General features: G+C 68.6%; 18 protein-coding genes and 6 pseudogenes. 14 read left to right on the plus strand and 10 right to left on the minus strand.

The window, feature by feature from the left end:
- The 4 genes and pseudogenes from FGD71_RS00700 to FGD71_RS00710 all read left to right on the plus strand — a co-directional run.
- Positions 1-1220, plus strand: a 1220-nt coding sequence (locus tag FGD71_RS00700) for a tetratricopeptide repeat protein (protein ID WP_162930979.1), incomplete at its 5' end; no start/stop codon positions are given.
- Positions 1221-1267: 47 nt separating this feature from the next.
- Positions 1268-1408 (plus strand): hypothetical protein, encoded by a 141-nt coding sequence (locus tag FGD71_RS47175; RefSeq protein WP_162930980.1) that lies wholly within the window; start codon positions 1268-1270, stop codon positions 1406-1408.
- Positions 1409-1492: 84 nt separating this feature from the next.
- Positions 1493-1852: pseudogene (locus tag FGD71_RS48240) on the plus strand (helix-turn-helix domain-containing protein); the annotation flags it as partial.
- 64 nt (positions 1853-1916) lie between these two features.
- On the plus strand, positions 1917-3398 hold the full coding sequence (locus FGD71_RS00710; RefSeq protein ID WP_119098387.1) for an alginate lyase family protein: 1482 nt from the start codon (positions 1917-1919) through the stop codon (positions 3396-3398).
- A 1084-nt stretch (positions 3399-4482) separates the two neighbouring features.
- On the opposite strand, the gene FGD71_RS00715 is transcribed toward FGD71_RS00710, so the two are convergent.
- Complete coding sequence (locus FGD71_RS00715; protein ID WP_119098412.1) at positions 4483-5616, minus strand: SGNH/GDSL hydrolase family protein; 1134 nt, start codon at positions 5614-5616, stop codon at positions 4483-4485.
- 723 nt (positions 5617-6339) lie between these two features.
- Positions 6340-7149, minus strand: coding sequence for a hypothetical protein (locus tag FGD71_RS49570; RefSeq protein ID WP_181359093.1), 810 nt, complete (start codon positions 7147-7149; stop codon positions 6340-6342).
- Between the two features lie 73 nt (positions 7150-7222).
- On the opposite strand from FGD71_RS49570, the pseudogene FGD71_RS00725 reads away from it, so the two are divergent.
- Both FGD71_RS00725 and FGD71_RS00730 read left to right on the plus strand, forming a co-directional pair.
- A pseudogene (locus tag FGD71_RS00725) lies at positions 7223-7688 on the plus strand (sensor histidine kinase); the annotation flags it as partial.
- A gap of 182 nt (positions 7689-7870) precedes the next feature.
- The gene (locus tag FGD71_RS00730; protein ID WP_240436320.1) at positions 7871-8767 is read left to right on the plus strand and encodes a nuclear transport factor 2 family protein; all 897 of its coding nucleotides are present in this window, start codon (positions 7871-7873) and stop codon (positions 8765-8767) included.
- A 72-nt stretch (positions 8768-8839) separates the two neighbouring features.
- On the opposite strand, the gene FGD71_RS00735 is transcribed toward FGD71_RS00730, so the two are convergent.
- The 3 genes from FGD71_RS00735 to FGD71_RS00740 form a co-directional block, all read right to left on the minus strand.
- On the minus strand, positions 8840-10261 hold the full coding sequence (locus tag FGD71_RS00735) for a non-reducing end alpha-L-arabinofuranosidase family hydrolase (protein ID WP_119098389.1): 1422 nt from the start codon (positions 10259-10261) through the stop codon (positions 8840-8842).
- Between the two features lie 95 nt (positions 10262-10356).
- Complete coding sequence (locus FGD71_RS50025; protein WP_420878218.1) at positions 10357-10608, minus strand: hypothetical protein; 252 nt, start codon at positions 10606-10608, stop codon at positions 10357-10359.
- Positions 10605-11531 carry a hypothetical protein gene (locus FGD71_RS00740; RefSeq protein ID WP_420878219.1) on the minus strand — a complete coding sequence of 309 codons (927 nt, stop codon included), beginning with the start codon at positions 11529-11531 and terminating at the stop codon, positions 10605-10607. The genes FGD71_RS50025 and FGD71_RS00740 overlap by 4 nt, the downstream gene beginning before the upstream one ends.
- Before the next feature lie 279 nt (positions 11532-11810).
- On the opposite strand from FGD71_RS00740, the gene FGD71_RS00745 reads away from it, so the two are divergent.
- A complete protein-coding gene (locus FGD71_RS00745) occupies positions 11811-14465 on the plus strand; it encodes an RICIN domain-containing protein (RefSeq protein WP_119098390.1) in 2655 nt (884 codons plus the stop codon).
- 101 nt (positions 14466-14566) lie between these two features.
- Here the strand turns inward: FGD71_RS00745 and FGD71_RS50030 are convergent.
- The 3 genes and pseudogenes from FGD71_RS50030 to FGD71_RS00760 all read right to left on the minus strand — a co-directional run.
- A pseudogene (locus tag FGD71_RS50030) lies at positions 14567-14728 on the minus strand (transcriptional regulator); the annotation flags it as partial.
- Positions 14729-14912: 184 nt separating this feature from the next.
- A pseudogene (locus FGD71_RS00755) lies at positions 14913-15101 on the minus strand (alkylphosphonate utilization protein); the annotation flags it as partial.
- Between the two features lie 38 nt (positions 15102-15139).
- Positions 15140-16276, minus strand: a complete 1137-nt coding sequence (locus FGD71_RS00760) for a PQQ-dependent sugar dehydrogenase (protein WP_162930981.1) — start codon at positions 16274-16276, stop codon at positions 15140-15142.
- A 384-nt stretch (positions 16277-16660) separates the two neighbouring features.
- Here FGD71_RS00760 and FGD71_RS48245 point away from each other — a divergent pair.
- Both FGD71_RS48245 and FGD71_RS00770 read left to right on the plus strand, forming a co-directional pair.
- Positions 16661-16953 (plus strand): annotated as a pseudogene (locus FGD71_RS48245) (dCTP deaminase); the annotation flags it as partial.
- Between the two features lie 23 nt (positions 16954-16976).
- Positions 16977-17183 (plus strand): annotated as a pseudogene (locus FGD71_RS00770) (glycosyltransferase); the annotation flags it as partial.
- A 1144-nt stretch (positions 17184-18327) separates the two neighbouring features.
- Here FGD71_RS00770 and FGD71_RS00780 read toward each other — a convergent pair.
- Entirely contained in the window at positions 18328-19581 is a 1254-nt protein-coding gene (locus FGD71_RS00780) for a PucR family transcriptional regulator (RefSeq protein ID WP_181359094.1), read from the minus strand.
- A gap of 365 nt (positions 19582-19946) precedes the next feature.
- On the opposite strand from FGD71_RS00780, the gene FGD71_RS00785 reads away from it, so the two are divergent.
- The 3 genes from FGD71_RS00785 (at position 19947) to FGD71_RS00795 (ending at position 21688) form a co-directional block, all read left to right on the plus strand.
- Entirely contained in the window at positions 19947-20786 is an 840-nt protein-coding gene (locus tag FGD71_RS00785; protein WP_181359095.1) for a DUF4394 domain-containing protein, read from the plus strand.
- A gap of 267 nt (positions 20787-21053) precedes the next feature.
- Entirely contained in the window at positions 21054-21269 is a 216-nt protein-coding gene (locus FGD71_RS00790; RefSeq protein ID WP_020113663.1) for a type II toxin-antitoxin system VapB family antitoxin, read from the plus strand.
- On the plus strand, positions 21266-21688 hold the full coding sequence (locus FGD71_RS00795; protein WP_119098395.1) for a PIN domain nuclease: 423 nt from the start codon (positions 21266-21268) through the stop codon (positions 21686-21688). The genes FGD71_RS00790 and FGD71_RS00795 overlap by 4 nt, the downstream gene beginning before the upstream one ends.
- Before the next feature lie 466 nt (positions 21689-22154).
- Here the strand turns inward: FGD71_RS00795 and FGD71_RS00800 are convergent, their stop codons facing one another.
- Positions 22155-22361 (minus strand): hypothetical protein, encoded by a 207-nt coding sequence (locus FGD71_RS00800; RefSeq protein WP_140935784.1) that lies wholly within the window; start codon positions 22359-22361, stop codon positions 22155-22157.
- Between FGD71_RS00800 and FGD71_RS47185 the strand changes: the two genes are divergently transcribed.
- Positions 22360-22509 (plus strand): hypothetical protein, encoded by a 150-nt coding sequence (locus tag FGD71_RS47185; RefSeq protein WP_162930982.1) that lies wholly within the window; start codon positions 22360-22362, stop codon positions 22507-22509. The genes FGD71_RS00800 and FGD71_RS47185 overlap by 2 nt on opposite strands.
- Positions 22510-22632: 123 nt before the next feature.
- Positions 22633-23694: a zinc-binding dehydrogenase gene (locus tag FGD71_RS00805; protein WP_119098396.1), complete on the plus strand. Its 1062-nt coding sequence runs from the start codon at positions 22633-22635 to the stop codon at positions 23692-23694.
- Positions 23695-23960 lie beyond the last annotated feature (266 nt).

Below are 23960 nucleotides of genomic sequence, written 5' to 3' on the forward strand. Positions count from 1 at the left end.
GCATCCAAGACGCCCTCGACCTGGCCGAGCAGGTCCTGGCCGACCACGAGCGTCTCCTGGGCAACGACCACCCCAACACCCTCAATGCCCTTAACAACCTCGCCAACTCCTACCGCGATGCCGGACGCATCCAAGACGCCCTCGACCTGCGTGAGCGGGTCCTGGCCGACCGCGAGCGTCTCCTGGGCAACGACCACCCCAACACCCTTGACGCCCGCCACAACCTCGCCAGCTCCTACAGCGAAGCCGGGCTCATGCAAGACGCCCTCGATCTGGCCGAACGGGTCCTGGCCGACTGCGAGCGTCTGCTGGGCAACGACCACCCCAAGACCCTCGACGCCCGTAACAACCTCGCCAACTCCTACAGCGAAGCCGGGCGCATCCAAGACGCCCTCGACCTGGGCGAGCGGGTCCTGGCCGACCACGAGCGTCTCCTGGGCAACGACCACCCCAACACCCTCAATGCCCGCCACAGCCTCGCCAACTTCTACCGCGATGCCGGGCGTACCCAAGACGCCCTCGACCTGCGTGAGCGGGTCCTGGCCGACCGCGAGCGTCTCCTGGGCAACGACCACCCCAACACCCTCAATGCCCGCCACAGCCTCGCCAACTTCTACCGCGATGCCGGGCGTACCCAAGACGCCCTCGACCTGCGTGAGCGGGTCCTGGCCGACCGCGAGCGTCTCCTGGGCAACGACCACCCCAACACCCTCAATGCCCTTAACAACCTCGCCAACTCCTACCGCGATGCCGGGCGCATGCAAGACGCCCTCGACCTGGCCGAGCAGGTCCTGGCCGACTGCGAGCGTCTCCTGGGCAACGACCACCCCAACACCCTCAATGCCCGTAACAACCTCGCCAACTCCTACCGCGATGCCGGGCGCATGCAAGACGCCCTCGACCTGGCCGAGCAGGTCCTGGCCGACTGCGAGCGTCTCCTGGGCAACGATCACCCCAGCACCCTCAACGCCCGCCACAACCTCGCTGCCTCCTACGGCGTGGCCGGGCGCATGCAAGACGCCCTCGACCTGGCCGAGCAGGTCCTGGCCGACTGCGAGCGTCTCCTGGGCAACGACCACCCCAAGACCCTCAACGCCCGCCACAACCTCGCCCACTTCCGCCGTGCTGCGGAGGCAGGCGTACAGCAACCGGATACAGCAACGCCTGCAACCGCCTCAGATCCCCAGCCCCCTTCAGGCCCTCCCGCGCAACCGGTATGACCCTCACCGACCGATCTCCGTAGAGCTACGGATCAGAAGGTGCGGCCGTGGTGCGCGAATCGCGGCTGCACCACAAGCGCACCAGATCGAGCGGGGAACAGCGGGGAACCACGGTGAAAGCAGCCGGGCCCGACGACGCCACGCCTCGGCCGTTGGCCCAGGTCAGCGCCCAGATCGACCTCAAATGATCGCAGCTTCCCAAGCTGAGAGCGCGAGTTCGATTCTCGTCACCTGCTCCATGAAGGGGGCCCAGGTCTGAGACCTGGGCCCCCTTGGTGTGTGGGGTGATCAGCCGTAGGGGCGGCGGGGCGAGCGGGCTGCGCCGCGAGGAACTGGCCGGGCTCGCCGGGATCTCGACGGACTACCTGACCCGGCTGGAGCAGGGGCGGTCGACCGCACCCTCGGCACAGTTGGCCACCACCGGCTGCACCTGGCGGCAGTTGCCGCCGGTCTTCGGCCCATCGGGCCTGACCGCGCACCGACGCTTCACCGAGTGGGGCGCCACGCGGGTCTGCTCCACGCGGGTCTGGGCGAAGCTGCACCGCCTCGTCCTCGCCGGACCGGGCTCGCGCGGAGACGTGGACTGGTCGCGCTACACGCCCGAGGCGGGGTGCCGGGCCGCCATGCCCGGTGGCCCTTTGCACCACGGCCCGTCCAGTCTTCGTTATCGGCGTCGCCCCCGCCCGTCTCCTCAGCATGGATGTGACACGACAGATCAGCCGCCGCACCATTCTCAAGGCCACGGGCGCCGCAGCCGGAGCCGTCGGCCTCGCCACCGTCGCCACCCCCTCGGTGGCCGCGGGCGGGACCTTCGCGCACCCCGGTCTCCTCCACACCGGCGCCGACCTCGCCCGTATGGCCGCCAAGGTGAAGGCCGGCGCTTCCCCCTACACCGCCGGGTACGCGAAGCTGACCGCCAACCGGCATGCGCAGAGCGACTGGACGCCCAACCCGCAGGCCATCGTGTACCGGGGCGTGGAACTGCGCCCCCGCAGCACGTGGCCGCAGAACTACGGGATCCTCTACAACGACATCCACGCCGCGTACCAGAACGCCCTGCGCTACCACGTCAGTGGCGACAGCGCCCACGCCGACACCGCCGTCGCGATCCTCAACGCCTGGTCGGCGAAGCTGACGAAAGTCGACGGCAGCGCCGACCGGTTCCTGGCCGCCGGGATATACGGGTACCAGGTCGCCAACGCAGCCGAACTCGTCCGCGATCACGGCGACTTCGAACTCGAGAGATTCCAGAAGATGCTGGTGGACGTCTTCTACTCGATGAGCGAGGACTTTCTCGTCAACCACAACAACGGCACTGCCGCCCCCCACTACTGGCCCAACTGGGACCTGTGCAACATGGCCTGCGTGCTGGCCACGGGCATCTTCTGCGACGACCAGGCCAAGGTCGAGCGGGCCGTCGAGTACTTCAAGCACGGCGTCGGCATGGGCTCGATCAAGCACGCCATCCATGTCGTGCACGACGACGGGCTCGCCGAGTGGATGGAGGCCGGGCGCGACCAGGGGCACTCGCTGTTTGGCGTCGGCCTGATGGGCACCGTCTGCGAGATGGCCTGGAACCAGGGCATCGACCTGTACGGCTACGACGACAACCGCTTCCTCAAGGGCGCTCAGTACGTGGCCAAGTGGAGCCTGGGCGGAAAGGTGCCGTACACGCCCTACGCCCAGGTGGACAATCGGCCGGGGATCCAGTTCACCACGCAGGTCGCCCCCGCCGACCCGACGCATGTGCGGCCGGTCTGGGCCATGATCGCCAACCACTACACCAAGCGGCGCGGGCTGTCCGCCACGTACCTCACGCAGATCGCCGCCAAGGCCGCGCCCGAGGGCGGCGGCGGGGACTACGGGCCCAACAGCGGCGGGTTCGACCAGCTCGGCTTCGGGACGCTGGCGTTCACGCGGGACAAGGCGACGGACACCAAGGCCACCCCGAAGCCCGCCGCTTCGGCCCCGGCCTCGGGCGCCGCCTCCGACGCGCGGCCCCAGACGGCGGCCACCGCGTCGGCCTCCGCTTCCGCCTCCCCCGCCGCGGGAAGCGACCTCGCCGCGACCGGCTCCGGCGAGATCGTCGGGTGGACGGCCGCCGCGGGCGTCACCGCCGTCGCCGGCGGCCTGCTCTTCCTGCGCCGCCGCGACCGGGGGCGCCACGGGGCGTCGTAGCCACGAGCGTATGACGGAGGAATCCAGCACCCGATGCTTGTGGGCGCTATGCAGCCGCAACGCCGCCCAAACGGGTTGGTCTCCGCACGGGGCGGCCCGTGCGGAGTTCTCCCCCGGTGGCGCCGGCCTCCTCCCTTCCGGGATTCCGTGCCCTTCGCGTGCCCGTAAGGACGGAAAACCACGGTCAACGGCGGTGCAATCCGACCCACACGACCACCCCAAGGACCGGGTATCTGCGCTGGTCAGAGGGATGAATCCCACCCAGGCGCCGTTGCTTCCCAAGCTGAGAGCGCGAGTTCGATTCTCGTCACCCGCTCCAGAGAGAAACCCCAGGTCAGCGGCCTGGGGTTTGTTGTTGTCTAGGCCAATTTGGGGGTTCCGTGCCCTCCGTGTGCCCTAAGTAGAGGTCGAGCGCACACCTGGAGCGCCTTTCGAGACGGGTGCGAGCACCTCACAGCCAAGGCGTCTCAAATCGCGAGACCCATTTTCGGTGGCTCCGGTCACACCCCGGGCAAACGGCGCTCAAGTCGCTTACGCAAAGGGCCACTTGCTCGGATTCCTGCTATTGGCGCGTCCGTAGCACCTGCCCGACCCCAGCCTCCCTCCCGGAGACGGTGCTGACCTGCAGTTTCTTTGCCGGAGTCCGGATTCAGTGCGGGCTCATGCGGATGCCGCGCATCACCGCTCCCGACGCGGACCGCGTGCCGAGCGCACTGCAACGCCGGCCGGACGTCGCGGCAGCCTGCCCACAAAGCTCGTGAAGGCGGCGGGCAGATTCCCGCGCCATCATGCGGCACGCGGCCTTTGATTGATGAGCCGAGCCGGCTCGTGCAGTCACATGAATCAATTGATTTAGCGGCCCGGATTGATTGGAGCGATGATTCGTGGCGGTGATCAAACACCTGGTCCGCCCGCCGCCCTGCTCGCTGGGTACGCGACCGCGTTTCGAGAATCTGTGGTTTCGCGGCCCAGCGGCAGCGGCCTCGGCGACTCTTCCGGGGGGGGGGAGGGGGCCCGAGTCCGAGCGGGCCGCCCGCGACATCGCGAGCGGCCCGCTGCCCGGGGCGTGTGTACTGGCTACTCGTCAGCTCTCCTCGCCCGTACGGCGCCTGCGCGCGAAGTAGACCGCGGCGGTGCCGACCGCCACGACCGCGAGACCGGCACCCGCGAGGACGGGAGCGTTGCTCGACGCGCCGGTCTCGGCGAGATCTCCGTTCGCGTTCGGGTTGTTCGCCCCAGTGTCGGTGCCGGGCGCCGACGTGGCGGACTCGCTGGGGGTCGGGGACTCGCCCTCACCGGACGGGGTCGTCTCGCCGGGAGTCGGGGACTCGCCCTCACCGGGCGTGGCCGGCTCGCTGGGGGCCGGGGACTCTCCCGCACCGGGCGTGTCGTTCTCGGTGAGCTGCGCCGCGAAGGCGCCCGCGATCACCTTGTGGCCGTCGGCGTTGGGGTGCGGGTCCTGCTTCGTGCACGCCCAGGTCAGCCGGCAGATCTTGGCCACGTTCGCCGGCACCTCACCCGCACCCGGCACGTTCACCTGGGTGGTGAAGTCGTCCGAGGAGAAGGCCCCGGCCACGTCCGCCACCTTGAAGCCGGTGGACTTGTACACCTGGGCGATCCCCGTGTTGGCGGCCTTGACCAGGGGTGCGGACTCCTTGGCGGCCTGCTGCCCCGCGGCGCCCTGCAGCCAGGCCGCCAGGAACGGGTTGTGGTAGTCAGAGCCCACGAACTGGGTGCTGTCCGTGCCCGCCTGGCGCAGCGCGCCCGCGATCTGGGCGAGGTTCTTCGCCATGGTCTCGCTCCGGCTGTTCAGGCACGCCCCGTCGAGGGTGCCGGCCGGGCGGCTGACGCAGTTGAGGAGGATGTCGTTCGCGCCCACGCTGAGGGTCACGTAGGCCACCTTGCCCTTGTGCTGGGCCATGGCCTTCAGAGCGGCGTCCAGCTGGGACTTGGCGTTGGGGTAGTCGCACTTTCCGCCGTTGATCAGAGACTCGGTGGTCTCAGCCGTGCAGCCCAGGCGTATGTGCTTCAGTCCGGGAGTGCGCTGCTTGAGCTGCGCGTAGAGCTGGTCGGTGTAGGCGACGTCGGTGTCCTTGTCGACGTCCGGCTGGTAGCCGGAGGCCAGGGAGTCGCCGAGCGAGATGTAGTACGTGGTGTCCTTGCCGTCGGTCGCCTCGTCGGCGGCGGCAGGCCCGGGCGTGCTCAGCACGATCGCCATGGCGGAGATGGCCAGCGGGGGGCCGAAACGCTGAAGGGATCTCATCACTTACGTGCGCTTTCCAGTGGGTTGGGGGGTTTGGATGCCGAAAAGCTTTGGCGTGAGACGTGGTGGGACGCAGCGAATCTCATCCGCAGCGGTTTCCGGGCACCCGAAGACGGCCTTGGTGAAGGCATAGGGGGTCTTCGCCTCAGCGAGACTGCCGGGTCTGTCCGACTTCGTCTCTGAGACGCGGGCGTCAATCTAGCAGGCCGAAAACCGCCTTGAATATGGGGCGCTGACAAATCCATGGCCACGACGACACGTGTAACCGTCAGAAAGGCTCGGTCGGCCGGGAATTGGTGACGGGACCCGTTGGTAGCCATTCGCTGAGTGATCGACTGGGTGGTGAATAGACCTTGTGTGCAGGGCCCTTACCTGCACGGGCTGAGGTCCAACTGTCGGTCGGAGCTGGCGTTTGAGCGTAGTAGTCGACTCTTTCGTTCGACGGGTCGAATGGAATCGGACCTCGTGTTCGGCGGGTCGAATGACCCCGATCGCAGAACGCAGCCGCTGGAGGTTAATCCGGGCCAAACATTCGGCGGAATTGGACAGCACAGACGCGATACGCCTGGCGCCGGGCCGGAGGGCGTGTCGAAGGATCCCGATGGCATGCCGGGTTCTTCAGGGCACCGGAGTCCTTCTTGGCAGGAATCCCGGCCATGATGTTCTGAGCACCGCCGGTCAGCCGGAGCGCCAGCGTCGATGCCGTACACCGTCCGCGACTTGAGGTTGCGGCCCCTGGCCGCGCCCTCGACGGTGACCGGGTAGGTGACCGTACGGCCGACCTCGACCCGGCTGTCCAGGCCCGTCTTCGGTGCGAAGCACACCGTGGAGACCGGCAGTTCGGTCGGCAGCCCACTGGACGGCGCCTTCGAGTGGAACGTCCAGCTCGCGTCGACCCGGGTGGAGGCGGCCTGGACCCGGGCGCTGCGCCTGGCCGACGTGGTCAGGGTGTACTCGGCCTCGCCGGCCGGGACCTTGAACACCTTTTCGCCGGTCAGCGGGCCGGCGTTCGAGGCGGCCTTCCGGCCGTTGCGGTACAGCGTCGTGCGCACCGAGGTCAGGGTGGAGCGCCGCCTCGTTGCGCCGGCCGTCGGCGAAGAGCGGAAGCTGGCCGTAGCTTCCGTCGGGGCCGTGGAAGACACCGGACAGCCCGGGGACCACCCGCGGTGCGAACACCGCCGTGTCGAACGCCTTCCGGTAGGTCTTGCCGCCGGAGAGTTTCAGGTAGTCACCGGAGGTGGATTCGGCCTCCACGCTGGGCACACCGTCCGCGTCCTTCTTCCGCGAGAACTGCTGGAAGTCGAAGTACCACTCGGCGCCGCCGCCCGTGGACAGGTGGTACGTCCGGGTGGGCAGCTTCTGGTTCTTGGTGGCGAGCACCTGGCCCTTGAGGTCGGGGTGGCTGCTGTCGAGGCCGGTGTCCAGGACGGCGGCCTTGACGCCCATGCCGTCGTAGCCCTTGGCCCAGGGTGCGCCGATCTGCGGCACGGACTTGTCGAGGCCGGCCTTGCGGACGCCGTCGAGCCAGACATGGGAGATGCCCGGGGCGAGGGTGTCACCGTTGGAGGACGTGCTGGAAGTGGCCCGCCTGGACTCCCAGGTGGCGGCGGTGGAGACCGAGGAGCGCGAGGTGAGCGCGATGGCCCGGCGTGCGGCCGCCGGGCTCGAGGGCGTGCGGGTGACGGTCGCGGCGGACGCGGTCGTGGCCACCGACCCGCGCCGCGTCGAACGCATCCTGGCCAACCTGGCCTGCCAACGCCCTGCGGCACGGCGCCCCGTCTGCCGAGGTGGAGGTCGACGGCCCAGCGGTCCGGGTCCGCGACCACGGCCCCGGTTTCCCGGCCGATCTGCTCGCCGTGCTGCACACCTCCGGCCCTCAGCGCTTCCGCACAGGCTCCCGGACCGGCGGCACCGGCCTCGGCCTGACCATCGCGACCGGCCAGGCCCGTCTGCTCGGCGCCCGCCTGACCTTCCGCAACCGTCCGGAGGGGGGTGCGGAGACCGAGCTGCGGCTGCCGACGGACTGATCCGCCGGAGGCGGGGTGCACCTTTCGGATGGGCCGAATCCAGCCAGTCGGCGGGGGTGGCCCCACTGGTCGGCGGAGTGGATGTCTGCGGCTGACGCGATGGGATGGCCGTGCGGGAGGGGCCCTGTCCAACCGCGCCTGGTGGGACTCCCCCCAAGCAGGACCGTACACAGGAGACTCGAGTGAGATACCGGAAGACTCTGCCCTGGCTTGCTGCCGTGGCCGTGGCCTGCTTCGCGACGGCCTGCAGCAGCACGTCCGGCACCGAGCCGGCCGCCCCGTCGACGACGTCCGCCGCGGCCCGCTCGTCGTCGGCCTCCGAGGAGCGGAACAAGGCGCTCGTTCTGCGCCTGTACTCGGAGGCGTTCAACAAGGACAAGACCGACGTGGTGAAGGAACTCGTCGCGGCCGACTACGTGCAGCACGACAAGTCGGTCCCCGGCGGGGCCGACGGGCAGATCAAGCAGTTCAAGGACGTCAAGGCGAAGATTCCCGGCGCGGTGGCGACCGTCAAGCACGTGGCCGCCGACGGTGACCTGGTGGCCGTGCACTGGCACGCGTCGGCCACCCCGAAGAACGAGGCAACGGGCCAGGCCAAGGCCGACCTGTTCCGGGTCGACAACGGCAAGCTGGTCGAGCACTGGGGCATCACGCAGACCGTGCCGGCGAAGACGGCCAGCGGGAACTCGCTGTTCAGCGATGTGTACCGGTACCCGAACGGGGAACCGACCCTGTCCGAGGAACAGGAGGAGAAGAACCGGAAGTTCGCGGTCGACGCGTATCGCAAGCTCTCCGACGGAGACGCGACCGTGATCGACAAGAGCTGGGATCCGCGGTACTACCAGCACAACCCGGCGGCCGCGAGCGGAACGGCTCCGCTGAAGCAGTTCTTCCAGCAGAACACGCAGGGCGCCCCCTCGCCCAGCAGTACCGGAGGCGGCGGGACCCGGTTCGGCAACACCCTCGCCGACGAAGACCTGGTGTGGGTCTTCAGCTCCGACTACGTCGTCGTGGACCTCTTCCGCGTGGTCGACGGAAAGATCATCGAGCACTGGGACGTCGTCGCCGACGGGCAGTAGCCCGGTCCGCAGGGCTGAACGGCAAGCGCCGACGGAACCCCAGCCGCCGTGCGGCTGGGGTTCCGCTACGGGTCAGCGCTGCAGGGTGAGCAGCCCCGGCCGGTACGGCAGTCTCTCGTAGGGGGTGTTCGCCGGTGTGTTGGTGGGCAGGCCCTGGTAGAGGAACTGCAGGTTGCAGGGGTCGATGGTCATGGTCTGGTCGGGGTTGTTGCGGACCAGATCACCGTGGCTGATGCTGTTGGTCCAGGTGGCGCCGCTGTTGGCCTTGCCCGCGAAGGGGTTGGACTCGGTGGCGGCCTGCGGGGTCCACGGACCGTCCAGGCTGGTGGCCGTGAAGGAACGGAAGAAGCGGTCCTCATTCACACCACGAGCCTCGACGATCATGAGGTACTGGTTCTGGCCCTGGACCTTGTAGACCTCCGGCGCCTCGAACAGGTTCTTCTCCGTGTCGGTCATGACCGTGGTGTACGACGAGCCGAAGCTGGCGGGGAAGTTCCCGATCGGCATGGTCGACCTGAAGATGCCGCCCTTGTCATTGGCGAAGAACAGGTACATGTTCCGGTCGTCGGCGATCAGGGTCGGGTCGATCGGGCCGCCTACGGGGAGGCTGCCGGTGAACAGCGGCTGCGGCGCGGACCAGCTGTTGGGGTTGGTCGGGTCGCTCGACGTGCGGTAGACGAACGGCCATTGGGTACCCCACCCGTTCGAGGCCAGCACCCAGATGTTCTTGGGCGCGAAGTAGAACAGCTTGGGGGCCACCGCGGACTGGCTCATGCCGGTCTGTCCGGCCGACGCCATGTCCGACCAGTTCGTGAAGGGAGCGAAGCCCATCGAGTGCCAGTTGCCGTCGGAGTACGTCCCGTAGACCAGGTGCTTGCCGTTGTACGTCACGGTGGTGAAGTCCTTCAGCGAGAGCCACCCGTTGGCCGGCTGCGCCAGCGGACCCGTCGAGGTCCACCGGTACGTGGACGGAAGGGAACAGGTGCTGCCCGCCCCGGACAGGCCGGTCCACTTCTGGTTGCTGCCGCCGGTGCAGTTCCACAGCTGCACCGCCGTACCGTTCGCCGTACCGGCGCCCGACACGTCCAGGCACAGTCCGGACTCCACGGCGACGATCGTGCCGTCGGCGTTGACCCGCCACTGCTGGTTCGTACCGCCGTTGCAGGACCAGATCACCGGCCGGGTACCGGCCGTGGTGGCGTGGCCCGGAACGTCCAGGCACTTGTTGCCGTAAACGGTCAGCTGATTGCTGTCCGTCAGCGTCCACTGCTGGTTGGTCCCGCCGTGGCAGTCCCAGATCTGCACGTTCGTGCCGTCGGTCTGGCTCGCGCCCGACACATCGAGACACCGGCCGGAAGCGACGCCGCGCACGGCGCCGGTGGTGGCAGCCTCAGCCGGGTTGGCGACGAGCATCGCCGACAACGAGGCCAGAACCGCAACCGGGACTGCAAACACCGCAGACAGCCGTCTGCGGATGAAACTACGTCCGCGCATGGGACCTCTCATCCTTGAGAAGTAGTACGTTCGATATTCCGAACCGGAGTCGACATATCGAGCAGAGTGGATGATGAGAGACCCGGCGAACGGCGTCAATACTTCTCACACGATTCGCGCCCCGCAACATTCGCAGGGCTTGCGCTCACCCGCCCGCCACGGGACAGAGAGCGCCGGCGGCGTCGGTCTCGCACCGGGCCGAACAGGACGTATGCGGTGGAGACGGCGACGAAGGCCAGGCCGATCAGGCCGCGGGTCGCGTCATGAGGAACGACGAAGACCGTGCCGTACAGGGTGATCAGCCCGATCCAGCTCCACCACGGCACCAGGCGCCGCTGCCCGATCACGTCCCACAGCAGGGTGCCCAGCAGGATGGAGGCGGTGTAGTACGTGTAGACGCTGGGTCCAGCGCGATCCGGGCGTTGGCGCCGAGCAGGGCGACGGCGGGCCAGCGCCCTCGCCGGACCGCCACGCACCCCAGCGCCAGGCCCACCGCGGCCTGTGCGGGACGGTCCCAGGGCGGGGTTCGCGAATCGTCGACGCCCAGCCAGCGCAGGGCGGACGCAGGCTGGTTGGGGATGGTGAACTCAGCCGCGGCGAACGACTGCGGGGCGTGGAGGAGGAATGGCAGCCAGACGAGCGCGACCAGGCCCGCACACCACAGACCCGCGCGCAGCCACTGCCTTCTCGGCAGTGCGAGCAGCAACGGCAGGAAGGCCAGCGCGGTCGGTTTGGAGTCCATGGCCAGGGCCAGGAAGATGCCCGTCGCGGCGGCGTTGCCGCGGGTGAGGGCGCGTACGGCCAGGGCCGTGAAGAAGAGTGCCAGAACGTCGTCGAGGTGGCCGAACCGGACGGCGACCTCGATCCACATCGGGATGAAGGCCAGGCCCGCGATCAGCACCCGCTGGCGCAGCCGCCGGTGATTGGTGCCGGTGCCCAGGAAGTGCCAGGCGGCGCTGCGGCCCACCACCACCAGGATGATCAGGCCGATCAGGGACATCACGCCGGCGGCCAGGAACTGCCCGACAGGCTCGGGGAAGGGGTTGAACAGGCCCGCCGCCAGGAAACTGACGGGGCCCATCTGCAGTTCCGGGTGGTGGGCGTACAGGTTCAGACCGCCGTCCGCCCGGCCCGAGCCCGCGTAGAGCAACTCCCCACCCGTACGCAGGTAGTGCCAGGAGAAGCCTCCGTGCGGCTGGACCACGGCGAACCACAGGATGGTCCAGGCGGCAAGCAGCACCAGGTGCATCCGCCGGCTGATGGCCGACACGCTCTCTCCCCTGGTGGTTCTGGTCGCATCGCACGGTTCCCACAGGTCATGCGCCCCTCTGTGAGATGGCCGGAAGGCACGGCAGGTTCTTTCCGCAACGCCGATCCGGGCCTGGCGGCGGCTGGAATGACGCAGATCGGAGGAGGTGCCCTGAAAAGAAGTTCCCGGCGCGCGGCAACCTGTGCGGAGCCTGTGACGACAAGGAAGCGGATCCGGCCAGTTCCGGTGCCCGGATTCGCTTTTCCTCTGGTGAACGGCAGGCAAGGAGAACGCCTCCCCATGAACAACCCCACGAACGGCGGGCGCCGCGGGCGTCACCGCCGTCGCTGGACCGCCACCGCTGTGCTGCTGGGCGTGCCCGCCGCGATCGTGCCGTATCTCCTGTTCGCGCAGGAGGACTCGCAGGCCGCGACGGTCGACGGCGACGCCTATTACCGGCTGGTTTCCGTGCGCAGCGGCAAGGTGCTGGACGTCAACGGCTTCTCTACGGCCGACGGCACCCGTATCCAGCAGTGGACCGACCAGAACACCGCCAACCAGCAGTGGAAGCTGAAGTCCAAGGGCGACGGCTACTACGAGCTGGTGAACCGCAACAGCGGCAAAGTGCTGGGCATAGCAGGCAATTCGACCGCCCAGGGGGCCGCCGCCGAGCAGCAGACCGACACTTCCGCCACCTCACAGGAGTGGCGGATCGACGATGTGAGCGGTTCCGACGCCGTCGCCCTCACCTCCCGCAGGAGCGGCCAGGTCCTGGACGTCTCCGGGGGCTCCACGGCCCAAGGCGCGGCAGTCGTCCAGTACCCGAGCCGGGGCAGCACCAACCAGCAGTGGAAGCTGGTGAAGACGGCTGAGACGCAGACGTCCGGGACCGGCGGGGCGCAGACCGCGGCCGCGGCCGGACCGTATGTGTGGAAGAACGCCCAGGTGGTGGGCGGCGGTTACGTCACCGGGCTGGTGTTCAACCAGAAGGAGAAGGGCCTGCTGTACGCGCGCACCGACATGGGCGGCGCCTACCGCTGGGACACCGGGGCCGAGCAGTGGATCCCGCTGACCGACTGGCTGGGTGAGAAGGACTGGAACCTGCTGGGCATCGACTCGCTGGCCACCGACCCCGTCGACCCCAAGCGGCTCTACCTCGGGGCCGGCACCTACACCAACGACTGGGCGGGCAACGGCGCGATCCTGCGCTCCACCGACCGGGGCCGCACCTTCAAGCGCACCGATCTGCCGTTCAAGCTGGGCGGCAACGAGGACGGCCGCGGGGCGGGCGAACGGCTGGTGGTCGACCCCGCGAACCACGCAACCCTGCTGCTGGGCACCCGCAAGAACGGCCTGTGGCGCAGCACCGACTACGGCGTGACATGGCGTCAGGTCCCCTCGTTCCCCGTCAAGGACGGGGCGGGCAGCGGCGCGGGCATCTCCTTCGTGACGTACGGCCCGGCCGGCAGCAAGACGATCTACGTCGGCGTCAACGACAGGTCCACCTCCCTGTACCGCTCCACCGACGGCGGCAGCACCTGGCAGGCCGTCTCCGGGCAGCCCACCGGCCAGCTGCCGCAGCACGGCGTGCTCTCCGGTGACGGCTCGCTGTACCTGACGTACACCAACGCCCTCGGACCCAACGGTGTGACGGCGGGCTCGGTGTGGAAGTACACGCCGAACCGCGGGGCGTGGAAGAACATCTCCCCGTCCCAGGGCAGCTACGGGTTCTCCGGTCTGGCCGTCGACCCGCGCAAGCCCTCCACGGTGATGGTCACCACCCTCGGCCGCTGGTGGCCCGAGGACGAGATCTACCGCAGCACCGACGGCGGCACGACCTGGAAGGCACTGGCCGACAAGTCGGTACGGGACGCCTCCGCCGCTCCTTACGTCGGCACCCACACCGGGCACTGGATGACCGCCCTGGCCATCGATCCCTTCAACTCCGGGCACGTGCTGTACGGCACCGGCAACGGCATCCTGCGCAGCAAGGACGCGAACGCCTCCGACAGCGGCGGCACCAGCCACTGGCACATGGGTGCCCGAGGGCTGGAGGAGACCGCGCTGCTGGACGCGATCGCCCCGCCCGGCGGCGCCACCGTCATCACCTCCATGGGCGACCAGGGCGGCTTCCGGCACGACTCCCTGACCAAGGTGCCCTCCGGGCGGCTGAAGAACCCGATGATGACCAACAGCACCGACATCGACTTCGCCCAGTCCAAGCCCTCGATGATGGTCCGCGTCGGCCGGGGCGGCGCGCAGGACGGTGCCTACTCCACCGACGGCGGCCTCAGCTGGAACGGCTTCAAGGCAGAGCCGGTGGCCGAAGCCCAGGACGGCCATGTCGCGCTCGCGGCGGACGGCTCCACCATCGTCTGGACCCAGGCCGGTCAGGCCCCGTACCGCTCGACCGACAAGGGCGCGAGCTGGTCGAGGGTCGGCGGTCTGGGCACCGGCGCCGTGGTCGTCGCCGACCGCTCCTCGGCCAGGACCTTCTACTCCCTGTCCGGCGGCACGCTCTACGCCAGCACCGACGGCGGCGCGACCTTCACCGCCCGCGCCGGCAACCTGCCCACCGACGGCCGGCTCAAGGCCGTCCCCGGCATCGCCGGGGACCTGTGGATCTCCGGCTACGGCAAGGGACTGCTGCACTCCACCGACGGCGGCCGCACCTTCACCACGCTCAGGTCGGTGCAGTCCGCCTCCGCCCTCGGCTTCGGCAAGGCCAAGCCGGGCACCAGCTACCAGGCCCTATACCTGATCGGCACTGTCAAGGACGTCACCGGAGTCTTCCGCTCCACCGACAAGGGCGCCACCTGGCTCCGCGTCAACGACAAGGCCCACCAGTGGGGCGCCATCGGCGGCGTCGGCGTCATCACCGGCGACCCCGACACCTACGGCCGCGTCTACGTCGGCACCAACGGACGCGGCCTCCAGTACGGCGACCCGTCCTGACCCACACACCGGAGCGGGGCCGCAGCCACAACGGCCGGCGGCCCCGCGCTGGGGCTGAGGGACCCTGCGGAGGCGTGGGGCGCGTCACTTCAACCGGGTCGCTACGACGACGGCTCTCCCTCACCCTCACCCTGCGCGGCCTGAAGGTCGGCCAGCAGCTCGGCCTGCCCGGCGAGCACCCCGGACAGGATGGTCCGTGCGACCCGGAGAAGCTCCACGACCTGCGGACTGGTCAGCGAGTAGTACACGTTCGAACCCTCCTTGCCGTTCCCTCCCCGACACAACGGCACGTCCCCACCGGTCGGAGCTCGGCGCGTCGCATCCACCCGCTCGTCAAGAACATGCGCCCCATCCTCGCCTGCGGCACCGGGCGCTCCTAACCCGGATGCGAGGAACCAAGCCGCTCGAATCCCGCCACCGGGGAGGACGCCTGCACCAAGGTGTCGGTCAGACCTTCTTCACCACGGTGGACTTGAGCTGCACGGCGCCGAACCCGTCGACCTTGCAGTCGATGTCGTGGCCGTCCACGCCGTCGACCAGGCGGATGTTGCGCACCTTGGTGCCCGCCTTGATCCGGCTCGGGCTGCCCTTGACCTTCAGGGTCTTGATGACCGTGGCGGTGTCACCGTCGGCGAGCTACTCGCTGCTCGGCGGCTTCTTCCCATGGGAAGTCGTTACGCCGGGTCGATGCGGGAGACGCTGCCACCCAGGTCAAGCACGTACAGCTCGCCATTGCCTCCCTGCACGAACGAGACGACCTGGCCGCCGTCGACTCCGAGGTTGCTCACGCCGGTCACCTCGCCGTTCTCCAACTGCAGAGCGCGGACGGTGCCATCGCAGAAGTCGGCGAACACGTACTGACCCTTGAGGTCCGGGATAGCCTCGCCTCGGTAGACGTATCCGCCGGTCACCGAGCAGCCAGGCCCGTTGCGGTCGTACTCATGGATCGGCGGTACGTGGTTCGCGGGCTCCGTGCCGCCCCGGAAGGGATGGTTGCCCTCCATCTGGGACCAGCCGTAGTTCTCGCCGCCCTTGCTGGTTGCCGGGGCCCAGTCGATCTCCTCCCAGGCGCTCTGGCCGACGTCCCCGATCAGCAGGTCGCCCGTGCCTGCGTCGAAGGAGAACCGCCACGGATTGCGCAACCCGTACGCCCAGATCTCGTCCTTCGCGTTCGGGTCGTCCACGAACGGGTTGCCCGGCGGGATCGCGTACGGCTTGCCGCCGCTCGGGTCGATCCGCAGTAGCTTGCCGAGCAGCGTGTCGAGGTTCTGCCCGTTGCCGTGCGGGTCGCCTCCTGAGCCGCCGTCACCGAACGCGATGTAGAGGTAGCCGTCGGGGCCGAACGTGATGTCGCCGCCGTTGTGGTTCGCGTAGGGCTGTGTCTGGGTGAGGACAGTTCGCCGGGTGTCCGGCTGGATCTTGCCGTCCCGCACCGCGAACTCGTCCACGGTGCTGGTGCCTTCGAGGTTCGTGAACGAGATGTAGAAGTGCGCGAACTCCTTGTCGAACGCGAGGCCCAGCAGGCCGCGTTCGCCGTTGGTGGTGGTCTCCCTGGATATGTCGAGGACGGGCTCGCCGAGCCCCTCATCGTCCAAGACCCTTACCTTGCCCGCGCGTTCGGCTATCCAGACCGAGCCACCGGGACCGGCGGCCCCGGCGGTTGGATTCTGGGCCGTGGCCACTTTCTTGAGCACGACCTTCGCTGCCTGCCGTGGGGCACTGAGCTCGTCGGCAGACGCCGTGGTCAAAGCGAGGGAAGCGACGAGGCAGAGGGTGCCGATGATCGCCGAGCTTCTGGTGCGAACTTTCACCGTGATCCTCCTAGAGGCGGCGAACGGGGGAGGTCACCCGGCTGCCAGGGGCAGAGATAGGTGGGTGTCGTCCACGCCGGCACGCAAACCTGGGGGGTGGGGGATGGTGGTGCGCTACTGGCCACAGGTGAGGCTACCGGGACAGGGGTTGTTGAAATAGACCACACTCCGCCACCCATTTACCCCCGCTCCGCTTTCCGTCGCGCCCTCCGCCTCCCCGTTCCCCGGCACTCCGGCTCGTACGACGCCTGGGTGGTGACAACAACGCCGAAGCACCTGTGCAGCCGGCACGAGGATCGAGGCACTCCTGCCACAAGAAGGCGGCTGGCTGGGCAAGCTACTCGCTCCCTCTCGTGGGACGTCGCCGCTCCCCACCACCCTGCTGGTTCGGAGGCGTACGCACAGATACTCAACGGCGACCGCACCATCGGCTCCCTCGGCATCTGGGTGCACGTCTCCGCCCCGCTCGGCCACCAGGGCCACGCCATGCGCTGGACCCTGGAGATCCGCGCCGCCAAACCGGTACGGATCCATCCGGGCATGATCTACGGCAAACCCGTCGTCCTCACCGCCTACGGCACACCGGCCGGCTATCAGCAGCGGCCCGCCAAGTACACGGCGACGGACGGCATCGACATCTCCCGACTCACGAAGAGCTTCTCGGAGGAGTCCTGTGAGCCCCGGTCCGGCCACGGGGCCGATGGCCGCCACTTTCCTGGACCTCCCCGCCGGAAGCCCTGGCGGCAGTGTCGAGCTCTTCCTCGACTGCTACACCGGAGACCGCCGGCTCATCCCCGCACGCGCCCTCATGCTGGGCCTGTCGGGTCCCGGACACCGGCTCCCCGCCGGGCTCGACCTCCTGTCCGTGGCCGGGAAGCGCCTTCAGGGCCCCGCCTTCGGCCGCTTCGCGCTGCCATGCGACAGGATCTCGGTGCCGACCGAGTGACGGTGGGACACCCCCGCACCACGAGGGATGTCTCCGCTGCAGCCGGACCTTGGTTCAGTAGGTGCCACTTCGCCTTGGGCCCGGGCCTCGTTGGCGCCGGCACGCTGGGCACCGCGCCGGGCCCAGCGAAGACGACGGCCACGAGGTAGAGGAGGGTCCGCGCTTCCTCCCAGCGCTTGGTCTTGCCGACGGCGGACTCCGCATGGCGGGCCTTCCCGCAGGCCGTGCCCATAGCGTGCCCTTGAGGCCGGAGAACCACGGTCAACAGCGGTGCGAGCCGATGGCCACGTCGACCCTCGGCAAAGGCATACCCGCTGGTCAGGAACGTCGAGCACGCCAGGCGCCGTCGCTTCCCAAGCTGAGAGCGCGAGTTCGATTCTCGTCACCCGCTCCACGAAGAAGGCCCAGGTCACAGACCTGGGCCGTTTTGTTCTCCGCAGTGGTCACTCGCCGCGTGCCAGATTCGTGCCAGAACACTTCTCGGCGGCCGCGCGTGCCCGTCGCAGCAGTTCCCCCACGCCGCGGCCAGGGCTGATGGCCACGAGTTCCTCATGCGTGGCGAGCGATGAAGTCACGGCCACGAACCTGGGTGACCACCTCGACCGGGGTGTGCGGCCGCCGTGCGGCGGGCCGCCGACTCGGCCGCCGTCGCCGCGAGCGGCCAACCTGAGCCGGCGGTGGCGAAGCGACAACCGGAGGCCGGATGCCCGCCTCCATCAGGCGCGTCCTGTCTCTTCCATGACCGATTTCCGGGAAGTGACCTGCCGTCCCCTCCAGACGCGCCCCCTGTGGTTCTTCGTCGGGCTTGGGGCAGCCGGGGCGGTCTTGGCGCCACAGGGCCGTACCGACGAGCCGCCCGCGAACTTCGCCGACAGCCGGCCGCTGGAGCTGCGAAGACTCCCGCGCACAACGCGAGCCCCGAGCCTTGACCCGACCTCACCGCACCGCACCGCAGCTGAACCACGAAAGCACAGGTCAGACAGTGTGATGCCCCCGCAAGCGCCGCCGTCAGAGCCTCGTGGCGGCGGCCGACGCGCCAACGGGGACCACATCCCCTCCAGCTGCCCGTCTCGGCACGCATCTCGGCTCTGGATGATCGCCCGGTTCAGTGCCACGCTTCCGACAGGCGCCGCGTGACGACCGAGCTGAGAATGCGCACGCCGCGCGTCGAGCCGGGATCGATGCCGGTGAGCTCCCGCACCCGGCGGAGGCGATAGTCCAGGGTGCGGCGGTGGACGTTGAGGGCTGCCGCCGTGGCGCCGCGGTGCATGTCGTGGCGATAGTACGCGTCAAGCGTGACAAGGAGGTCCGGACCGGGCTGCAGGCTCCGGCCCACGGCGTGGAGCCATTCGTCGACGAACGGCGCGTCTGCGACGGCGAGTTCGACGAACACGTCCGACACGGTGTGCGGCCGCAGCCGAGCGGACGCCCGTCGCAGCGGCGCCGCCCTGCTGATCCGCCGGGCCAGGTCGAGGGCGTCGGCAACCTCGGACAGCGGTGAGGTGGCGGTGCCGGCGGCGCAGGGACGACCGAGAGCCTGGGCGAAGTCCCGTACGAGATCGGATACGAGGTCGGGTGCAAGGTCGGGTACGGAGTGCGGCTGTACGGTCTCGGCTGTACTGGGCCCCAAAGACGCCTGGGGTGTGGGGGAAGGCAAGGGAATCAGGGCAATCAGCTCACCGCTCCTGCTTTCACTGCCCGGGCACCACGTGATCGGCGCGTGGTGGGTTTTCACCAGCGCCTCGATCTCGCTTTCCAGGTCGCGATCGCCGACGGGACGGTCCGGCACCCGGATCACCGTCACTGCGCAGTGCTCGGGCAGTTCCATGCCCAGTGCCGAAGCGAGTTCCGCCGATATGGGGTCTCCGTTCAGCAGCGACCTGGCCAGCAGGGCGGCCTGCTCGACGTACGGCAGACGGTGTCGCAGCGCCGTCACGAATCCCTGACTGTAGGCACGGATACCGCGTTCTCCCTGCGGGGCGAACCAGTTCATCATCCGCATGAGTTCGTCGACGCCGACGCCGCGCTGAGCTTCGGTCGCTTCGTTGATCTCGCGCAGCATGAGTGAGGTGTGCAGTCGCAGGACCCGCTGCCGTGCATCGAGCGGCATCCCCGCTGCGGCCCGCAACTCGCCGATCGCCGCGATGTAGCCGAGGTCGTCGTCGCTCAATTCGCTGTTTTCCGGGGACAGTTCGACCGTACGGCGCCGCAGCCACAACGCGTACTCCAGCGTCTCGGCCCGCGCCCGGGAGTTCGTGTCCAGGAACCCGAACTCCGGAATCTCGCGCGCGTACGCCTCGACCTCCCGGCGCGCGTTGGCCGACGCCTGCCGGGCCAACTCGGCGAAGAAGCTCCCCATGGGCGCGAGCATGCCATTCCGGCCGAAGAAGCCGACAGGGGAAATCCGGACGGCATTTATCACTCTGCGCACATCGGAGACGACCGCGTCTGGGGCACTTTGTCACAGTGCGCAAAATCCCTGGACCGGGACATTCCCATCGCCTGTTCCACTTGTGGAGACACTGTGAACTGGCCTTAATGGGAACCGCGTACCAGCCCGTGGGGGAACACCACAGCAATCATTCCGGCCACCGTTCCGGATCAGCGCGGGAATCGGTACGGGAATCTCTCATCTGCGCGCCACTCAATGGTGCTTGTTCAAACGGGAGGGAAACACCGATGAAAGCAGGAACGAGAAAGAGAATCGCGGCGGCGGCAGCGGTCATGGTCACGTCGACAGCGCTCATGCTGAGCGCGCCGGGCAGCGGCTCGGCCGCTCCCGCCGCCACTCCCAGCCTGCGCGCGTTCGGGATCACAGGTGACGGCACCCAGATGGCCACGTTCACCACCGACCGGCCGAACGTGCTCGACTGGGTCAGGGACGTCATCGGGCTCAGTGGCGACACGGCTCTGATCGGCATCGACTTCCGGGTGCAGAACGGCCTGATGTACGGCGTCGGCAACAAGGGCGGCATCTACACGATCAAGACCCCGCCGGCCACCGCGGACGTCGTGATCACCAAGGTGTCCCAGCTCCAGTACACGCTGCACGGCACGAACTTCGGCGTCGACTTCAACCCGGCCGCCGACCGGCTGCGCGTGATCAGCGACAACGGCCAGAACCTGCGGCACAACCTCAACGACCACACGACCATCCAGGACCTGAACCTCACCACCCCGCCGATCGAGGGCACGACCAAGGGCGTCTCCGCCGCCGCCTACACGAACAACGACCTCAACGGGGCCACCGGGACCACGCTGTTCGACATCAACACGACCAGCGACCAGGTCGTCATCCAGTCCCCGGCCAACAACGGCACGCTGGCACCGACCGGCAGCCTCGGCATCGACGCGCAGATCAACACCGGCATGGACATCTTCAGCACCCTGTCGGGCGGCAAGACGGTCAGCAACGCCGCCTTCGCCGCTCTCACCGCCTCCGGCGCCGACAGGCCCTCCCTCTACAGCATCAACCTCTTCACCGGCGAGGCCACGCTCGTGTCCGACAGGCCCAAGTTCCCCCTGAACATCACGGACCTGGCCATCTCCCTCACCGGGAGCTGAGCCCCTCCCGCAGGTCACTTACTCGCCGCGGCCCGGCTGCTCCCGGGCCGCGGCGAGCCTGAGACGTGGTCCTTCGGGCACACCCTGTCGCGGCCAGTACGTGAAAGGCCACTCCTCGCCGTCAAACGTCGGGGTGCAGCACTCGACATGGCCTTCCAGCGACCACTGCGGGGACTACGGTTCAACCGTCACTTCCTGTCGACTCACCCTTACGCATAGATGCAGATATAATCAGTGGCACTCTTGATATCCATGGAGGTGTAACCAATGAGCCGAACCGTGATCGACCTCGACGATCAGCTGGTCGCGGACGTGGCCAAGGCCCTCGGTACCAGCACCAAGAAGGAAACGGTGAACACCGCGCTGCGCGAGGTGCTGGAGAACCGGCGGCGAGCCCTCGCGCTCACCCGCCTGCGGGCGTCGGCAGAAGAGGGCGCCTTCGACCTCGATCTCTTCGAGGACAAGGGGAACTACCGCCGGTGAACGCCGCGCAATACCTGATCGACACCAGTGCGCTCGCTCGCCTACTGCGCGGCGACGCCGAGCAGTACGGATGGGACCAGGCAGCAGCAGCCGGACTCATCGCCACCTGCCCCATCACCGAGCTGGAGTTCTTCTACAGCGCGCGCTCGGCCGCCGACCGCGTACAAGGCATGGAAGACATGCGGCTACTCTTCGGCTGGGTGCCGGTTGACGACCGTGCTTACGACCGTGCCTGGCGGGTCCAGGAGGTCCTCACCCAGCGCGGACAGCACCGCAGCGCCGGGGCCGTCGACCTCGTAGTGGCAGCCACGGCCGAGTTGCAGGGACTGACGCTGCTGCATCGCGACCGGGATTTCGAGTGCATCGCCGCAGTCACCGGCCAGGCGCTCCAGTGGTACGGCCCCGAAGCCGGCAAATGAACCAACGGCGAGCGTCGGCCGTTTCCGAGGAAGCCGCAACCGTCTGCCTTGCAACGTAGAACGGGCATCACCCAGCTCTGTGCACGTGCGCAGGCGTTACCCAAGTGGACGTCCCACCGAGTTCCGCCCAACACAGTGCCCCTCTGTGCACGCGCTCTGCCTAGCGGTCTTCGCGCCCCGTGCCCATAGCGTGCCCGTAAGAGTGGACAACCACGGTCAACAGCGGTGTGATCAGGCCCGCAACGGTGCCAGCACGACGAATCAGCGCAGGTCAGCGACCATCTGGCCATGCAAGCGCCGTCGCTCCCCAAGCTGAGAGCGCGAGTTCGATTCTCGTCACCCGCTCCAGAGTGAAACCCCAGGTCAGTGGCCTGGGGTTTGTTTGTTGTCTTCGCATACGCAAAAGCCCAGTTCGCAGGGCCGCGATGCCGCTCTCGCCATTCGATGAAGTGATCAGTCAGGCGCTCTACGACGCCGGCCCGGCCAGCAGGACAGCGGAACGGAGCGCCGAGTGCCCATTCAGGCTGCCCGAGCTTGACCGCAGCGAGTTGCGCACGGCACCGCCCGCCGCTACCGGGTCTTCGCCGGCGCGGTCCTGGCCTACTCGAGCATGGACGCCGCCCTGCACGCCCTGCACGCCCGCACCCGCGACGCCGACCTGCTCGCTTGGCATGTCGACCACCGCAAGCTGCCCGCGGCAGGCATACCCGAACCTCGCGGCCACCGTCGACCACATCCCGCCACTGGACTCGCCCGACAGCTTCGCACTGCTGGTGGACCTGCTGATCGCAGCGATCAAGGCCCGGATCGAGGCCCACTGACCTGATCTCCGCCGTCCGGCCCGGTGCGACGTGAGTCACCCGATCTTGTCTAACGACTAGATTTGATGACATTGTCGAGTGACAATGTCATCCGTTCGAGGCATCGGAAGAAGAGGTCACGTCATGAAGACCATGCTTGCCGGGCGGCTCCGCCTGGACACCCACACGTTCGCCGTCGAAGAGGTCCCCGTACCCACCCCCGGCCCGGGCGAGGTGCTGGTCGAGGTGCGGGCCGCGGGGGTGTGCCTGTCCGACGTCCACCTGATCGACGGCAGCATCAGCCCGGCGTTCCCTGTCGACTCCGTCGCGAAAGCGCGCACCGTCACCCTCGGTCATGAGGTTGCCGGCGTCATCCATGCCGTAGGCCCGGGGGTGGCCGGGGAATGGGCGCCGGGCACCCGGGTGGTGCTGCAGGCCGGGCAGGCGTGCGGCGGGTGCGGCGGCTGTCTGCGCCGCTCCTCGTGCCGGCAGCCGCTCACGCGCGGCGTGGACTATGACGGCGGCTGGGCCCAGTACGCCGTGGCACGCGAGGACACCCTGATCGCCATCCCGGACGGCCTCCCCTTCGACGAGGCCGCCATCATCCCCGACGCCGTCTCCACTCCGTACGCCGCCATCGTCGAAACGGGTGCGGTGCGTCCGGCGCAGGCGGTCGGGATCTGGGGTGCGGGCGGTCTCGGTGCGCATGGCATCCGGCTTGCCCGTATGGTCGGCGCGGCCCCGGTCATCGCCGTCGATCCCCTGCCCACCGCTCGGGAGCGGGCCCTCGCCTTCGGTGCCGATCTCGCGCTCGACCCGGCGGCGGACGGCTTCGCCGAGGCGCTGGCGGAGGCCACGGCGGGGCGGGGCATCGACGTCGCGTTCGACTTCGCCGGCGTACCCGCCGCTCGCGCTCAGGCAGCCGCCGCGCTGGGGGCCGGCGGAATCCTGGTTCTCGCAGGGCTCACTCCGGAGTCGATCGTCGTGAGCGACAGCACCGGGTTCAGCTTCCGGGGCAACCAGATCCGCGGCCACTACGGCTCCGGGTTCGAGCACGTGGAACAGCTCATCGGCCTGACCTCCGCCGGACGGATCGATCTGGCCCCTTCCATCACTGCTCACATCCCGCTGGCCGAGGCCGCTGACGCCGTCACCCGGCTGGAAAAGAAGATCGGCGACCCGATCCGGTTTGTTCTCACCCCCTGAAGCCTGCTGACCCCGGCCCAGGGCCAAGGCTCGATCGAAGGGGTCTGAGAAAGGCCTGAGAAGCCCCTCCGGCGACGGTGAGTCGCGGGAGGGGCTTCGTGCCTTGTGCCGGGCCGGTGGGTGGAGAGGTGTTCCCCCGGGCCTTGGTCCGGCCGGACGCTTCAAGGCCCTCGATGGTTCCGTCACTCGACCGTGTCGGACAACACAATCGATCGACATTGTCGAGTGACAATGTCGCTTGTATCGTTCTGGCCAGCGACAGCCTG

The organism is Streptomyces sporangiiformans, from assembly GCF_005768555.2.
Classification (GTDB): Bacteria; Actinomycetota; Actinomycetes; order Streptomycetales; family Streptomycetaceae; genus Streptomyces; species Streptomyces sporangiiformans.

What these genes read in the sequence shown, in the direction of transcription:
- FGD71_RS00710 (WP_119098387.1), top strand. Translation starts at nt 1,917, where the DNA reads ATGGATGTGACACGACAGATCAGCCGCCGCACCATTCTCAAGGCCACG.
- FGD71_RS00715 (WP_119098412.1), bottom strand. Translation starts at nt 5,616, where the DNA reads ATGGCGATCGTGCTGAGCACGCCCGGGCCTGCCGCCGCCGACGAGGCG.
- FGD71_RS00735 (WP_119098389.1), bottom strand. Translation starts at nt 10,261, where the DNA reads ATGCGCGGACGTAGTTTCATCCGCAGACGGCTGTCTGCGGTGTTTGCA.
- FGD71_RS00745 (WP_119098390.1), top strand. Translation starts at nt 11,811, where the DNA reads ATGAACAACCCCACGAACGGCGGGCGCCGCGGGCGTCACCGCCGTCGC.
- FGD71_RS00780 (WP_181359094.1), bottom strand. Translation starts at nt 19,581, where the DNA reads ATGGGGAGCTTCTTCGCCGAGTTGGCCCGGCAGGCGTCGGCCAACGCG.
- FGD71_RS00785 (WP_181359095.1), top strand. Translation starts at nt 19,947, where the DNA reads ATGGTCACGTCGACAGCGCTCATGCTGAGCGCGCCGGGCAGCGGCTCG.
- FGD71_RS00790 (WP_020113663.1), top strand. Translation starts at nt 21,054, where the DNA reads ATGAGCCGAACCGTGATCGACCTCGACGATCAGCTGGTCGCGGACGTG.
- FGD71_RS47185 (WP_162930982.1), top strand. Translation starts at nt 22,360, where the DNA reads ATGTCGACCACCGCAAGCTGCCCGCGGCAGGCATACCCGAACCTCGCG.
- FGD71_RS00800 (WP_140935784.1), bottom strand. Translation starts at nt 22,361, where the DNA reads ATGCCAAGCGAGCAGGTCGGCGTCGCGGGTGCGGGCGTGCAGGGCGTG.
- FGD71_RS00805 (WP_119098396.1), top strand. Translation starts at nt 22,633, where the DNA reads ATGAAGACCATGCTTGCCGGGCGGCTCCGCCTGGACACCCACACGTTC.